The organism is Brevundimonas sp. Leaf363, from assembly GCF_001424025.1.
Taxonomy (GTDB): domain Bacteria; phylum Pseudomonadota; class Alphaproteobacteria; order Caulobacterales; family Caulobacteraceae; genus Brevundimonas.
The window spans coordinates 107134-121917 of sequence record NZ_LMPZ01000004.1; the positions used below are offsets into that span (position 1 = coordinate 107134).

At 69.7% G+C, this 14784-nt stretch carries 10 protein-coding genes; 4 read left to right on the forward strand and 6 right to left on the reverse strand.

Going from position 1 to position 14784, the window contains the following annotated elements; genetic code table 11:
• Positions 1-36: 36 nt before the first annotated feature.
• A complete protein-coding gene (locus ASG17_RS13070; RefSeq protein ID WP_156367872.1) occupies positions 37-1461 on the reverse strand; it encodes a glycoside hydrolase family 30 beta sandwich domain-containing protein in 1425 nt (474 codons plus the stop codon).
• Between the two features lie 85 nt (positions 1462-1546).
• Positions 1547-2617, reverse strand: coding sequence for a LacI family DNA-binding transcriptional regulator (locus tag ASG17_RS13075; RefSeq protein WP_056104664.1), 1071 nt, complete (start codon positions 2615-2617; stop codon positions 1547-1549).
• A gap of 92 nt (positions 2618-2709) precedes the next feature.
• Here ASG17_RS13075 and ASG17_RS13080 point away from each other — a divergent pair, with 92 nt between their 5' ends.
• Together ASG17_RS13080 and ASG17_RS13085 are read left to right on the forward strand one after the other, a co-directional pair.
• Positions 2710-3969, forward strand: a complete 1260-nt coding sequence (locus ASG17_RS13080) for an MFS transporter (protein ID WP_056104667.1) — start codon at positions 2710-2712, stop codon at positions 3967-3969.
• A 25-nt stretch (positions 3970-3994) separates the two neighbouring features.
• Complete coding sequence (locus tag ASG17_RS13085; protein ID WP_056104670.1) at positions 3995-4294, forward strand: hypothetical protein; 300 nt, start codon at positions 3995-3997, stop codon at positions 4292-4294.
• Between the two features lie 4 nt (positions 4295-4298).
• Here ASG17_RS13085 and ASG17_RS13090 read toward each other — a convergent pair whose 3' ends face one another.
• The 4 genes from ASG17_RS13090 to ASG17_RS13105 form a co-directional block, all read right to left on the reverse strand.
• Positions 4299-5759, reverse strand: coding sequence for a PLP-dependent aminotransferase family protein (locus ASG17_RS13090; protein ID WP_056104673.1), 1461 nt, complete (start codon positions 5757-5759; stop codon positions 4299-4301).
• A gap of 64 nt (positions 5760-5823) precedes the next feature.
• Positions 5824-6753, reverse strand: coding sequence for an alpha/beta hydrolase (locus ASG17_RS13095; RefSeq protein ID WP_056104675.1), 930 nt, complete (start codon positions 6751-6753; stop codon positions 5824-5826).
• A complete protein-coding gene (locus ASG17_RS13100) occupies positions 6750-7373 on the reverse strand; it encodes an FMN-binding negative transcriptional regulator (RefSeq protein WP_082496284.1) in 624 nt (207 codons plus the stop codon). Before ASG17_RS13100 ends, ASG17_RS13095 begins: the two co-directional genes overlap by 4 nt.
• A 78-nt stretch (positions 7374-7451) precedes the next feature.
• Positions 7452-9119, reverse strand: coding sequence for an amidohydrolase (locus ASG17_RS13105; RefSeq protein WP_056104682.1), 1668 nt, complete (start codon positions 9117-9119; stop codon positions 7452-7454).
• Positions 9120-9355: 236 nt separating this feature from the next.
• On the opposite strand from ASG17_RS13105, the gene ASG17_RS13110 reads away from it, so the two are divergent.
• Positions 9356-11569 carry a TonB-dependent receptor gene (locus ASG17_RS13110; RefSeq protein ID WP_056104685.1) on the forward strand — a complete coding sequence of 738 codons (2214 nt, stop codon included), beginning with the start codon at positions 9356-9358 and terminating at the stop codon, positions 11567-11569.
• A 16-nt stretch (positions 11570-11585) separates the two neighbouring features.
• Complete coding sequence (locus ASG17_RS13115; RefSeq protein WP_082496285.1) at positions 11586-14774, forward strand: amidohydrolase family protein; 3189 nt, start codon at positions 11586-11588, stop codon at positions 14772-14774.
• Positions 14775-14784 lie beyond the last annotated feature (10 nt).

A 14784-nucleotide genomic window follows, 5' to 3' on the forward strand; every position in this document is an offset into this window, starting at 1 on the left:
TGCGTAGCTGATTTGGATGGCTTCCGCAATCCAGCCTTATTTCGAAATCAGCGCGGCCCAAGTGAAGGTGGCCAGACTGCGCGGCGGCAGGCTGACACGGGCGGCCGCGTCGCCCTCGCCGAGGTCGAACGCGGTCGCCGTCGCGGCGTCGTTCACCACCAGCACCGCCCGCGATCCATCGGGATTGATGAAGGCGACCGCCTGCAGTCCCTCCGGCGCCGTGACCGCGACCCGGCGCGCGCCCTGACGGACGAACCGGCTGGCGTGACCAAAGGCGTAGTATTCCTGATTGCGGGTGACCGCGCCGGTCCGGCTGTCGATCGTCACCACGCCGCGGCAGTCGCCGCACCCGCCGGCATGCGGGCCGTAGCTTTCGTCCAGCGCCAGATTCCACATCAGCACGCCGCGCGCCCACTGGGTGGTCGAGCCGACGATCAGGGTCTTGGCCGTCCACATCAGGCTGTCGGAAAAGCCCGGCGCCCACTCCCCGCCCGAACACTCGGTGAAGAAGACGTCCTTGTCGGGATGGGCGTCGCGCACCTGCCCCTGCGCCGAGACATCGCCGCCGTAGCAGTGCCAGGCGACGCCGCTGACGAAGGGACGCGCCACCGGGTCGGCCAGGACGCCCAGCGGCTGCTCCGGCTTGTCCCAGTTGTGGTCCCAGTCGAGGATATGCGTCTGGATGCCCGCCGCCTGGAAGGCCGGGCCCAGGTTCTGGCCGATGAAGCGCGCGCGGCCCTCCGGCCCCCAGCGCATGCCCGGATAGTTCTCGGGCTCGAAGTCCGGCTCGTTCTGGATGCTCAGATAATCGGTCGGCACGCCCTGGGCCCGCGCCGCCTGGATGTAGCGGGTCAGATAGGTGGCGTAGACGCCGTACAACTCGGGCTTCAGCTGGCCCTTGATCATGGAGTTCGTCGTCTTCATCCACCCCGGCGCGCTCCACGGCGAGGCCATGACCTTCAGGTCCGGATTGATGGCCAGGGCGGCGCGGATGGTCGGGAAGACCTCCGCCTCCATAGGCGCGGTCGAGAAGCCGGCCAGCGTCGGGTCCGCCTGATCCGCCAGCGAGTAGTGGAAGCGCGAGAAGTCCGAGGCTCCGACCGTCACGCGCGTGAAGCTGAAGCCCAGCCCCTCCCCGTCCCGACCGAACAGCTCGTGCAGCAGGGCGTCGCGTTGGGACGCCGTCATTCGCGTCTGGATCAGCCAGGCCGAGGCGTCCGTCACAGAGGCGCCGAAGCCGACCATCGTCTGGAACGTCTGGTTCGGATCGACCACGACCGCCGGGCCATCGGCGCGCGTTTCCGACCATGCCAGCGCCGGCTGCGCCTGCATCAGCTGGCTGCGGTCGCCGGTGGTGACCCAGGACTGGATCGTGCTCTGCCGGGGCGGCGCCGAGGCGCAGGCGCCCGCCAGCAGCGCCAGAAGCATGGGCGCAAGGGCCCGCATCGTTGAGGTGCGCATCCTGAAGTTCCCTCCTGAAGCGGCTCGCGTTGATCGCGGGCTCGAAATTGGAAGCGGTCTCAGTCGCCCGACAAGGGCGGCGCCGTCAAGCCGTGGCGGTGGCCAGATGGACGCGGGGGCGATCGGCGGAGGCCCGCGGCACCACCCGATGCTCGGCCACATGAAACCGCCAGTCGCCGCCCTGCCCGGCCCCGCCAGACAGACGCCGCGCCAGGATCCGCACGGCGTCCGCGCCCATGACCTTCAGCGGCTGATGCACGGTGGCCAGCGGCGGCCAGACGATTTCCGACACCGGCGTGTCGTCGAAGCCGGTGATCGACAGGTCGCCCGGAACATCCAGTCGACGGGCGTGCGCCACCGAAAGGGCGCCCGCCGCCATGTCGTCATTGGCGCAGATCAGGGCCGTGGGCGGCAGCGGGCCGTCCAGCAGGGTCGCGGCGATCAAGCCGCCGGATCGGAAGGTGAAGTCGCCCCGCTCGACCACCACCGCATCGGGGTCCAAGTCATGCTCGGTCATGGCCCGGCGAACGCCCAGCAGACGTCGCTCGGCCGACAGGTGTCCCGCAATGCCCGCGATGAAGCCGAACCGCCGGTGGCCCAGGCTGATCAGATGCGCGGCGATGTCGTGCCCCCCCGCCTCGTCGTCGACCCCGACGCTGTCGACCAGGGCCTGCGTGTCCGGCCCCGGCGAAATGGCGACGACGTGACAGTCCAGAGCCCGGATCCGTTCGATCAGTTCGTGGTCGTCGGCGAAGGGCGGGGTCAGGATGACGCCCTGGCAGCGCTGGGTCTCGATCAGGTCCAGCACCTGACGGTGACGATCGGCGCTCTGCTGCGGCACCGGACGGGTCAGCAGCTGATAGCCCGCCGCCAGGCACTCCCGCAGCGCGCCGAGCTCCAGCGCGGAGGTGTAGAAGGAGTTGGGCTCGGCCTCCAGGTCGGACGCCAGGATCAGGGCCAGCAGCCCGCTGCCCCCGCCCGCCAGCGATCGCGCCTGCGGATTGACCCGGTAGTTCAGGGTCTTCACGGCCGCCAGCACCGCGGTGCGCACCTTCTCGCTGACGTTCGGCCCGCCGTTCAGCACGCGCGACACGGTCGCCCGCGCCACCCCGGACAGGCGCGCGACGTCGTCGATGGTCGGTCGTTTGGTCGTCAACGCACTCGCCTCGGAAGGGGGCGGACGATGCAGTGCTGCGCCCGCGCACACAATAGGTCGACGTCAGCCACAGTGCGGCGTCATATGCGCGCATGACCGACCCTGCGGCGTCCGCGCCCATCCATACTCAGCGTCGGTCGCGCGCCTTCATCCTGCGCTACGCCCTGGCCCAGACGGGCGCCTTCATCAGCTTCATCCCGCTGCTGACCCTCCTGCTCCCCGCCAAGGCCGAGGCGATCGGCGGCCCGGCGGGCGCGGCCGTCGTGCTGAGCCAGGCCGCCTTCTGGGGCGGGGCGACGGCGGCGATCGCCAACCTGGCCTTCGGCGCGCTCAGCGACCGGACGCGTTCGCCGCTGGGACGGCGCCGCCCCTGGATCATGGGCGGCGTGGGGGGCCTGCTCGTCAGTTTCGCCCTGCTGACCGGCGCCTCGACGCCCTTCAGCCTGGTGGTCGGGGTCATCGCCTTCCAGCTGGCGGTCAACGCCTTCTTCGCCCCGCTGAACGCCCTCGTGCCGGACCTCGTGCCGGATCGGCAAAAGGGTCTGGTGGCCGCTTGGGCCGGCATCGCGGCGCCGTTCGCCAACCTGTTCACCGCCCTGGTGATCAGCCGCCTCCACCCCGACGTCGGCCTGCAGTTCGCCCTGGTCGGCGCGGCCGTGGTGCTTCTGGTTCTGCCGCTGTTGCTGCGGCTGGAGGAGACGGCGCAAGCCTCCGTCGGCTTCACCCTGTCCTTCCGCGCCCTCAAGGACCGCACCTTCGCCGCCGTCTGGACCTCGCGGCTGTTCGCCGAGGCGGCCATCGCCATCCACACCCTCTACCTGTTTCTCTGGGTCAGCCGCGCGCCGCCCGGGGTGATGCCGACAGGCCAGTCGCCCGCCGCGGTCTTCGGTCTGCTGTTGGCGACCGCGACCGTCTCGACCGTGATCGCCGGCTTCGTAGGCGGCGTGGCTTCGGACCGTCTGGGTCGGCGGCTGCCCTTCGTGATCGCCGCCATGGTTGCGATGGCGGCGTCGCTGGTGCTGCTCTGCATCGCCCCGCCCTGGCCGGGCGTGCTGATGATCCAGTTGCTGTTCGGGGCCGCCCATGGCCTGCACGCCACCACCGTCGCCGCGATGACGGCCGAGATCCTGCCGGACCGCGAGAGCTTCGGTCGCGACCTCGGCGTCATGAATGTCGCGATCGCCGTGCCCCAGAGCCTGGCTCCCGCCGCCGTGCTGGTCCTGCTCGGCCTGGGCCTGCCCCTGGCCACCGTCTTCCTGATGGCCGGGGCCTTCGCCGTTCTGTCAGCCGGCGCCCTGACATTCGCACGCGTCGTACGCACCCCTGGAACACAAAGCGCGCCGGAACATTGATCACCCGACCATTCGGGTACGCATCATGTTCGCTTTCGTCATCGCCACCGCCCTGCTCACCACCGCTCCTGCCACCGTCGCAGAGCGCTCGCACCCGACGCCCCAGCAGGTGTCGCTCGCGCCCGAGCCGGTGCTGTCCAGCGTCGCGGTCACCCTGGAGTGCACCGCCTACAAGGATGGCCGCGTCGGGGCCTGCCAGGTGCTGGGCGAAACCCACCCCGGCCTCGGCTTCGGCACGGCCGCCGTCGCCCTGATGCAGGGCGAGCGGCTCGAGCCCAGCGCGCGCGACGTCCAGTTCGCCCGGACCATTCAGTTCATGCCGTAGGGCGTCAGCCCTCGCTGGCCGCCCTCAACCTCGACAACGCCTCGTCGGCCTCTCCCTCGGTCAGGCTGGCGAAGCCCAGGCGCAACCCCATCTCGATCGCGGGCGGCACGGCGTAGCTGTCGGGTGGCGCGAATCGGATGTCCGCACGGACCGCTCCGCGCTGGATGCGGCTCAGCATGGCTTCGTCCCTGAACCGTACCCAGAAGGCCAGCCCGCCGTCCGGCGTATCGAACACCGCTTCGTCGCCCAGATGCCGTCGCAGAGACTGGGCGAACGACAACCGCCGCTCCGCGTAAATCAGGCCGGTCTTCCTCGCATGGCGTCGCAGTTCGCCCGCGTCGATCAGCTCGGCCACCGCCTCTTCGGTCAGGATGTTGCCCTGCCGGTCCATGGTCATGATCTGGGTCGCCGCCGCGTCGATCACGTCCACCGGCGCCACCAGATAGCCGATCCGCAAGCTCGGCAACGTCAGCTTGGACAACGACCCGATGTAGATCACCCGGTCCGGCGCATAGCTGGCCATCGGCAGCAGCGGCTGGGATTCGAAATGGTACTCGTGGTCGTAGTCGTCCTCGATCACCGCGAAACCGAACTGGCGCGCCAGCTCCAGCAGCCGCAACCGCCGCTTGGGCCGCAGCGCCACCGTCGTCGGGAACTGGTGATGCGGCGTCAGGAAGACGGCCTTCACCTTGTGAGCCCGGCAGGCCTGCTCCACCGCCTCGACGTCGATGCCGTCTCCGTCCAGCGGCACGCCCAGCACCTTCGCCCCGGCGGCGCGGAAGGCGTCGGCGGCGGGCGTGTAGGTCAGCGACTCCATCACCACCGTATCGCCGGGGTTCAGCAGCACGCGGGCGGCGACGCTGACGCCCATCTGGCTGCCGCGGGTGATGCAGATATTGTCCGGATGGGCCGTCACGCCGCGCTGGGCGCTCAGCATCTCGGCGATGCGCTCGCGCAGCAGCAGCGAGCCGCGCGGGTCGCCGTACCGCATGCGGTTACGGCGCCGGGCGCGCGTGATCGCTTCGCGATAGGCGCGGGCCAGGATCTCGGTCGGAAACAGGCGGTAGTCCGGCGTGCCCTCGTCGAAGGTCAGGCTGTCCGTGCCCGACAGGACAAAGGGCTTGGCGGCGACGGCGTTGAAGCGGAACTCGGCCTTCTGCGGCGGACTGGATCGCACCTCGGGCTTGGTCGGCTGGCCCGGCAGGTTGGCGGCCACCATCGTGCCGCGCGTGCCCTGAGACTCCAGCCAGCCCTGGGCGACCAGGTCGTCATACGCCAGCACGATGGTCTTGCGATTGACCCCCAGCGTCTTGGCCAACTCCCGGCTGGACGGCAGATAGACGCCCGGCTGCAGCCGCCCGTCCTGGATCTCGTGGATCAGGGCGTAGACGATCTGGAGATACAGCGGCACGTCCTTCTGGGCGCTGATGCGCTCGGACAGGACGATCTTCCACGGCCGCAGCATTGGACCCCTCGGGCCTGGTCGGACAAGGCATGACTATGGGCCAGCCACGGCGCGGCTGCAACGCTCAGGCGACGCGGGCCCTCATCCATGCGGCCGCAGCGTCCAGCGCCTCTTGGGCGATGCTGGACGTCGCGCTGGCCTCCAGGAAACTGTGACTGGCCCCGGCGTATTCGCGGACGTCCGTCGGCACGCCGGCCGCCGCCAGCCGCACCGCCATCTCGCGGTTCTCGTCGGCCAGGATATCGCAGGCGGCGATCGCCAGGTGGGCCGGCGGCAAATCGATCAGGTCGGCCAGCAAGGGTCGGATGTAGGGATCGTCGAACCGGCCCTGGGCGTAGTCGGCCCAGAACTGGGTCATCTCTTCCGGCGTCAGCATGTACCGATCGTCGCCATACTGGTCGTGGCTGGCCCGGCGCAGATCGTCGAAGGCGCCGTAGTTCAACACCATGCCGCGCGGCAGGCTCTGGCCCCGGTCGCGGCGACGCAGGGTCACGCCCATCGACAGATTGGCCCCGGCCGAGTCTCCACCGATCAGCCAGCGCGAGGAGTCCAGGCTGTGCGCTTCACCCTCGGCTTCCAGCCAGTCGATGGCCGCGTCGATGTCGTTCAGCGCCTGCGGATAGGCCGCGTCCGGGCTCAGGCTGTAATCGACCCCCAGGACGGCGAAACCGCTGCGCGCCGCGTACTCGCGCATCAGCCGGTCGTGGGTGTCGATGCTGAACAGCACCCAGCCGCCGCCGTGCAGATAGACCAGCACCGGCAGCGCCGCCTCGCGCTCGACCGGCCGGTGGATGACCAGACGCCGTCCCGCAACGATCACGTGATCGGTCCGCGCCATCGCGGGGCCGCCCTGTTGCAACGGCGCGCGCACGGCCTCGGCGATCTGGCGGCGGTGATCGCGGTCCCGCGCCTCGCCCTGTCCCGCATAGCCGCCCAGGATGAAGTCCCGGAAGGCGCGGATTTCCGGGTGCAATTGGTCCGGTTCGGCCGTCATTCGCCGCGCTGGGTCCGCATCAGGGGCACGATGGGATCGTCGCCCAGCGCCTGGATCACCTCGGCGAACGTCCCCGGCTTCTCGTCCTGGCCCAGCTTGAACTTGGCCTCGGTCGCCACGACCCGGGCGCGGAAGGCCAGGATGCGGGTCAGCATGGGGGCGAAGCGCGCGCCCATTTCCGCCGGGGTCCAGCGGTCGCCCTCAAGCGCGCGCGACAGCTCGACGATCGACCGTTCGTTCTCCGACGCGTCGAAGGTCAGATCGACCTGGAAGCTGGCCAGGGCGTAGTTCCAGGTCGGCGCCCAGGTCGGGTCCGAAACCCAGGCGGGCGGGACGTAGGCGTGCGGTCCCTGAAAGACGATCAGGGCGCGGGGCTCAGCCTTCAGCGCCTCGACCTGCGGATTGCTCAGCGCGAAATGGCCGAAAAAGCCGGTGACGGCGCCGGACGCATCCGTCTCGGTCAGCAGCGGCAGCGGCGTCACGAAGGGGCCGCAGATCACCAGCCCCAGCATCTGCGCGCGCGTCAGGGCGGCGACGTCCGCCGGCGACCCCGGCTCGAACCGGTTCATGACGCCGGGGCGCGGCGCCGGGCCGGTTCCGTCCATCGATGCATCCCCCATTCCACGCGTCCAGCGCTAGGGTCCGAGCAGACCACCGCCCACATCCAACTTTGACGCGTGCCGGGGGCCAAGCGACGATCAGGCCTGATAGCGGGCGCGGCCGCCGACGTAGGTGGCCAACACGGGGATCTCCTTCAGCGTCTCGACGTCGGCCGTGAACGGATCGGCCCCCAGCACCACAAGATCGGCCAGGAACCCCGGCGCCAGCTTGCCCAGACGATCCTCCTGGAAGCCGGCGTAGGCGTTGGCGGCCGTGTAGGCGACCAGAGCCTGTTCGACGGTCACCTTCTCCTCGGGCAGCCACCCCTGCGGATTGGCGCCGTCGATGGTCTCGCGCGTCACCGCCGCATAGACGCCCAGCAGCGGGTCCAGCGGCGCCACCGGCCAGTCCGAGCCGAAGGTCACCGTGGCGCCCGACGCCATCAGCGAATGGAAGGCGTAGGTGCCGTGCAGCCGCTCCGGCCCGATCCGCTCGACCGCCCAGCGGCCGTCGTCGATGGCGTGGAAGGGCTGGACCGAGGCGATCACCTTCTCGGCGGCGAAGCGCGACACGGACGACGGCAGGATGTGCTGGGCGTGCTCGATGCGGAAGCGGCGATCGCGCTCGCCATGGGCCTGTACGACCTGCTGGAAGATGTCGAGCACGTCGTCATTGGCCAGGTCGCCGATGGCGTGGACCGTGACATGCAGGCCAGCGGCGTCCGCGGCCGTGACCAGCTCATGCAGTTCGTCCTTGGGGATCACGCGCTTGCCGGTCTCGCTCGGCATGTCGGTGTAGGGATCGTGGAAGACCGCCGTGCGCGAGCCCAGAGAGCCGTCGGCCAGTCCCTTCACCCCGCCCCAGCGCACCCAGTCGTCGCCCCTGCCCTCGGCGGCGACCAGGTCGGCCATCTTCCGCCAGTCGCGGATCGGCGCGAACGAATAGAAGCGCATGTCGGTCTCGCCCCTGGCCCGCAGGGCCCGGACGGTGTCGTGGCTGCGCCAGTCCAGTTCCGGCATGTGCACCTGGCTGACGCCGTGCTTCAGGCCGTGGGCGATGCCGCCGCGAACGATCTCCTCCATCTCCGCCTGGGTCTCGGCCGGGATGACGGCGTTGACCAGTTCGATGGCGTTGTCCTTCAGGATGCCGGTCGGCTCGCCCGCCGCGTCGCGCAGGATCAGGCCGCCGGCCGGATCGGGCGTGTCCCGGGTGATCCCGGCCAGCCGCAGCGCGGCGGAGTTCAGCAGCATGGTGTGAAGGTCGGTGCGCGGCACCGCGACCGGCGTGTCGGGGGTGACGGCGTCGATCCAGTCCTTGCTCGGCAGCGCCCCGCCCAGCCGCTGTTCGTCCCAGCTGCCGCCCTTGATCCAGCGGCCCGGCGCGGCGCGCGCCGCTTCGCCCAGCCGGCGCGCGAAATCGGCCCGGTCCGTCGCGGCCAGCAGATCGACCTGCTGCAGCATCGCCGAGCCGGTGAAGAAGTGGGTGTGGTTGTCGATGAAGGCCGGCATGACGAAGGCGCCGCCCAGATCCACCACGCGCGTCATCGGCGTGGAAGCGGCGCGCACCGCCTGCGACCCCAGGGCGGCGATGCGATCGCCTGTGATCCCGATCGCGTCGGTGAAGGGCGCGCCGATCGCGCCGCCGGTCCAGATCCGTCCGTTGACCAGGGCCAGATCCAGCCCGGCCTGCATCGCCCACGCCGGCAGGTCCATGACGGCGACGCCGGTCGCCACACTGGCGGTCAGAAGGCTGCGGCGGGTGAACATGGCGGAACCTGCGGGCTGGAGATCGGACGGCGACCGTCTCATTCCCCCGCCCGTCCGAAGCCGTCCAGTTCCATTTCTGCAACGGGGCCAGACTGATCGGTCCACGGAGGGCTTGGACCCGTCGCCTTTGCCAGATTGGATGTGTCTGGTGGGACCATTCGACCGAAACCCTGCACCTGCGGCCAAAGCGTCCTGGGGATAGGGAAGAGGCGGGCCGCCCAAAAAGGGGATCAAGAATGAAGTCGGTCAAACTGTTCAGTGCCGTGTCGCTGGGGGCGTTGGGCGCCGCCATGGCGATCTCGGGCGCGGCCCAGGCGCAGGAAGCCACGGTCGAGGACATCATCGTCACGGCCACCAAGCGCGACGAAAGCCTGCGCGACACGCCGCTGGCCATCAGCGCCATCACCGGCGAGCAGCTCCAGGCCGCCGGCGCCTCCAGCCTGGCCGACTACATCGTCCGCCTGCCGGGCGTGGTCTTCAACGACTACCAGCCGGGCATCTCGGAGGTGATCATCCGCGGCGTCGCGGCGACCACCTATCACGAGCAGGGCCAGACCACGGTCGGCTACTACATCAACGAAGTGCCGGTGGTTGAGCCCGGCTTCCCGATCGGCATTCCCGACGTCGACACCTTCGACCTGCAGCGCGTCGAAGTGCTGCGCGGCCCGCAGGGCACCCTGTTCGGTTCGTCCACCCTGGGCGGCCTGGTCAACTACATCGTCGAGACGGCCGACACCGGCGGCTTCGACGCGGCGGCCCAGGCCCAGGTCGGCTCGACCAAGAACTCGGACGGCGACGCCAACTATGCGCTGAAGGCCATGGTCAATGTGCCGATCGTCGCCGACACCCTGGCGGTGCGCCTGACGGCGAACCAGCGCGTCGACGCCGGCTATCTGGACAACCCGGGCACGGGCGAGATGGGCAGCAACGACTTCCGCGTCTCGGGCCTGCGCGGCTCGGCGGTTTACACCCCGACGCCGGACACCAAGGTCACCTTCCTGAGCGCCTATCAGGAGACCGAGCTGGACGACCAGACCTATCTGGACCTGAACAACCCCTACATCCGCAACACGCCGCGCGCTGAAACGCAGGAAACCAGCTTCTGGCTGAACACCCTGCGCCTGGACCAGACGCTCAGCTTCGCGAACCTGACCGTCATCGCCTCGCACAACGACAAGGACAACACGACTGTCCTGTCCTACCCGTATCCCTATGTGACCGGCGTCACGAGCGGCGACGGCGCCGCCTATTCGGTCGGCGTGGCCGAAGCGACGATCGACACCCTGGAGGCGCGCCTGTCGTCGCCGGGCGACGGTCCCTTTAACTGGCTGGTCGGCGTCAGCTACCTGAAGGCCGAAAAGTCCAGCCGCGACCGCATCTATCAGCAGGGCGCCGCCGCCTTCATCGACGCCAACCCTGTCCTGTACGGCGGCGTGTCGGGCTCGGTCCTGGCCCCGAACGACGCCATCTACGGCTATTTCGCGGACAGCGAGAACGAAGACTTCGGCATCTTCGGCGAAGTGTCCTGGGAGCTGACGCCCCAACTGGAGCTGATCCTGGGCGGCCGCTACTACGACACCCAGAACTCGGCGACGATCACCAACGCGGCCGGCTCGCTGTTCCCCGGCGGCATCTCCAATGAAGCCACCTTCGGCCAGTCCCAGTCGGAAAACGGCTTCACGCCCAAGGTCACGCTGACCTACCGTCCGCATGACAACCTGATGGTCTACGGCACCTATTCGGAAGGCTATCGCGTCGGCGGTCCGAACCCGAACGCCGCCATTCTGGACGGCATCCCGGAAAGCTACGAGAGCGACACCACCAAGAACTACGAACTGGGCGTGCGTTCGGCTACCGCGGACGGCCGCTACACCTTCGACGTGACCGTCTTCCACATCGACTGGGAGAACATCCAGGCGCGCCTGTTCACCGACGCGCCGTACTACTACTCGTATGTGACCAACGCCGGCGGGGCCGAGATCAACGGCCTTGAGCTGTCGACGCAGGTCGCGCTGACGGACGACCTGAGCTTCCACTCCAACATCACCTATCAGGAAGCGTCGCTGACCGAGTTCCTGCCGGACACCTTCGCGGTGGGCGGCGGCTATGCGGCCGGTTCGACCCTGCCGGGCTCCTCGGAGTGGTCGATCGCCAACAACCTGACCTACGCGCCGTCCGGCTGGTGGGGCGCGCCCAGCTTCGATCTGGCGCACCGCTATCTGTCCGAGGCACCGGTCGCCTTCGGCAATCCGAACCAGCGCGGCGGCTTCGACATCTTCGACATCCGCGCGGCGGTCGAACTGACGCCGAGCGTCAAGCTGCTGGCCTTCGTGAACAACGTGACGGACGCCTACGGCGTGCTGAACGCCCCCTTCACGTCGCAGGCGGTCCCGGCCGGTTCGATCGTGCGCCCGCGCACCTTCGGCATTCGCTTCGACTGGTCGTACTAAGTTAGGGAGGGGCGTGATGAAGCGCGCCCGTCTTCCACTTCTGCTGCTCGCGCTCGCCACACCGGCGGGCGCGAGTTTTGCTGATGGAGCTCCGGCCCCGCGCCAGCTGACGTTCACGGCCGAGACCGGCACCTGGATGCACCCGGACCTGTCGCCGGACGGCCGGCGCATCGTCTTCGACATCCTGGGCGACCTCTATGCGGTCGATGCGACAGGCGGGGCGGCGACGCCGATCCTGGCCGGCGTCCCGTTCGAGAGCCAGCCCGTCTTCTCACCCGACGGCCGCCGCATCGCCTTCGTCAGCGACCGGTCGGGCGTGACCAATCTGTGGACCGCCGACGCCGACGGATCCAACCCGCGCCAGCTTTCGGCGGAGACCAGCCTGAACGTCATGGCGGCGCCCGCGTGGAGCCCAGATGGCGCGGCGGTCTACGTCTCGCGCATGGTCCATTCGGTCCTGACCTACGAGATCTGGGCCTTCCCGGCCGAGGGCGGCGCAGGCAAGCAGATCACCAAGGCCCAGCCCAATGGAAACGACGACTGGGACAACCGCCGCAACGCCCTCGGCGTCCAGCCGTCGCCGGACGGCAAGGCGATCTACTACGCGGTTCGCTCAGGCCATCTCTGGACGCTGAAGGACCCGCCGCAGTGGTCTGTGGCGCGCCGCGACCTCGCCTCGGGCGAGGAGACCACCGTCATCTCCGGCGCGGGCGGCGCCATGAGCCCGGCCCTGTCGCACGACGGCCGCCGCATCGCCTATGCCGCCCGCGAGGGCCAGCAGACGTGGCTGCGACTGCGCGATCTGGAGACCGGTCAGGACCGGCCGCTGATCCCGATCGACCACGACGGACAGGAGGGCGGCTTCTACTACGGCCTGACGCCGCGCTTCACCTTCGCGGCCGACGACCAGACCATCGTCCTGAGCCTGGATGGCCGCATTCAGCGACTGACGCTGGCGGACCTGTCGCTCAGCGCCATCCCCTTCCAGGCGCCCGTCGATCTGGCGATCGGGCCAAACACGCGTCTGTCGATCCCGGAAGAGGCCGGGCCTGTGCGCGTCCGCATCGCGCAAGGCGCGCGCCTGTCTCCGGACGGAAAGACCTTCGCCTTCACGGCTCTGGGCGGCCTCTATCTGCAGGACCGCGCGGGCGGTCCGCCGCGTCGCCTGAGCGAGGCGAGCGGCATGGTCTTCCAGCCCGGCTGGTCGCCCGATGGATCGACCCTGGCCTATGTCACCTGGACCGACCACGACGGCGGCGCGGTCTGGACCCTGCCCGTCGCGGGCGGGGCGCCGACGCGCCTGACGACCACCGACGCCTATTACACCGAGCCGGTCTTCTCGCCTGACGGCGCGACCCTGGCGGTGCTGCGCGCCAGCCAGTTCGACCGGGTCCGCACGGTCAATGAGATATCGCCACTGCGGAACACCGACGTGGTCACCCTACCCGCCTCGGGCGGCGCCGAGACGCGGCTGGCCCGCACTTTCGGCGCCCGCTTTCTGGGCTTCGACGCGAGCGGTCAGCGGGTGCGTTACTACACCCCCGGCGGCGTTCAGTCTGTCGCCCTGAGCGGCGGAGAACCGCGCGCCGAGCTGGGCGTGCTGGGCCAGTCGCCGTCGCAGTATGTCGGCGTGAACGTCGCCGCGGATGAGGTCCGCCTCAGCCCCGACGGCGCCCACGCCCTGGTCCGTCAGGCCTTTGAGATGTGGCTGGTCGAAACGCCCGCCCGTACCGACGACGCCGCCCCGACCGTGACGCTGGGCGCTGAAGGCACGCACCGCATCACCGCCGTCGGCGCCGATACGCTCGGCTGGAGCGCGGATGGCCGCAGCCTGGTCTGGTCCGTCGGATCGACCCTGCGCGTCCTGTCGCTCAGCGCCGTCGACCGCGCCTCCTTCACCGCCGCCGAGGCGACCGCCTCGACTACCGAGGCCCACGTCACCGTCCCCCGCGACGTCCCCACTGGCGCCGTCGTCCTGCGCGGCGCGACGGCCCTGACCATGCGCGGCGACGAGGTGATCGAGAACGCCGATGTGCTGGTGATCGGCGACCGCATCGCCGCCATCGGCCGGCGCGGCCAGGTGTCCATACCGGACGGCGCCGAGATCCGTCGCCTGGACGGCAAGTTCATCACCCCCGGCTTCATCGACGCCCATGCCCACTGGTTCGAGGTGCGCCGCGACCTGCAGTCGGTCGGCCATTGGGACTTCCTGGCCAACCTCAGCTTCGGGGTCACCTCGGGTCTGGAGGTTCAGCCCTTCACGCCCGACGTCTTCGTCTATCAGGACATGATCGACGCCGGCATGGCGCCCGGCCCGCGCGCCTGGTCGACCGGGCCGGGCATGTTCCGCAACAGCCCCAATGCCACCGAGGCCGATGTCGCGGGCGTCCTGACCCGCTATCGCGACCATTACCGGACGCGGAACATCAAGGCCTATATGACCGGCGATCGCGAGACGCGGCGGCGCGTGGCCGGGGTGCTGGCGGCCGAGGGCATGATGGCGACCACCGAGGGCGCCAGCGACCTGAACCTGGGCCTCACCCACTTCATCGACGGCTTCGCGGGCAATGAGCACGCCCTGCCCGTCACGCCGTTGCGCGAGGACGTCGTGACCCTGATGGCGTTCACGCGCACCAGCTATACGCCCACCCTGTCGGTGCTCTACGGCGGCTGGCCGGCGCTGTTCGAGGACATCATCCACCAGCGTCCGCAGGACGATCCGCGCGTCCAGCGTTTCATGCCGCGCGAAGTGATCGAGGAGAAGCTACGCGACCGACACTGGGCGCCCGAGGAGGCCCAGACCTACGCCCGCTTCGCCGCGGACGCGCTGCGCGTCCAGCGGGCCGGCGGCCTGGTCGGCATGGGCAGCCATGGCGAGGTTCAGGGCCTGGGCATGCACTGGGAGATGCAGGCCTATGCAGCGGGCGGCGCCACGCCGATGGAGGTGCTGCACGCCGCCACCATGGGCTCGGCCGAGACCATCGGCCGGATCGGCGAAGTCGGCAGCCTGGAGCCGGGCAAGTTCGCCGACATTCTCATCATGGACGCCGACCCGCGCGAGACCATCGCCAACACCCTGTCGCTGCACTGGGTGATGAAGGGCGGCCGTCTCTACGACAGCCGCACCCTGGACGAGGTCTGGCCCCGCCGGCAGCCACTGGACCCGGCTTTCCTCCGAGCGCCGGAAACGCCGGGCGCCCTCTGACGCGCCGGCG

What these genes read in the sequence shown, in the direction of transcription:
- ASG17_RS13090 (WP_056104673.1), bottom strand. Translation starts at nt 5,759, where the DNA reads ATGCTGCGGCCGTGGAAGATCGTCCTGTCCGAGCGCATCAGCGCCCAG.
- ASG17_RS13100 (WP_082496284.1), bottom strand. Translation starts at nt 7,373, where the DNA reads ATGGGGGATGCATCGATGGACGGAACCGGCCCGGCGCCGCGCCCCGGC.
- ASG17_RS13070 (WP_156367872.1), bottom strand. Translation starts at nt 1,461, where the DNA reads ATGCGCACCTCAACGATGCGGGCCCTTGCGCCCATGCTTCTGGCGCTG.
- ASG17_RS13105 (WP_056104682.1), bottom strand. Translation starts at nt 9,119, where the DNA reads ATGTTCACCCGCCGCAGCCTTCTGACCGCCAGTGTGGCGACCGGCGTC.
- ASG17_RS13110 (WP_056104685.1), top strand. Translation starts at nt 9,356, where the DNA reads ATGAAGTCGGTCAAACTGTTCAGTGCCGTGTCGCTGGGGGCGTTGGGC.
- ASG17_RS13095 (WP_056104675.1), bottom strand. Translation starts at nt 6,753, where the DNA reads ATGACGGCCGAACCGGACCAATTGCACCCGGAAATCCGCGCCTTCCGG.
- ASG17_RS13115 (WP_082496285.1), top strand. Translation starts at nt 11,586, where the DNA reads ATGAAGCGCGCCCGTCTTCCACTTCTGCTGCTCGCGCTCGCCACACCG.
- ASG17_RS13080 (WP_056104667.1), top strand. Translation starts at nt 2,710, where the DNA reads ATGACCGACCCTGCGGCGTCCGCGCCCATCCATACTCAGCGTCGGTCG.
- ASG17_RS13085 (WP_056104670.1), top strand. Translation starts at nt 3,995, where the DNA reads ATGTTCGCTTTCGTCATCGCCACCGCCCTGCTCACCACCGCTCCTGCC.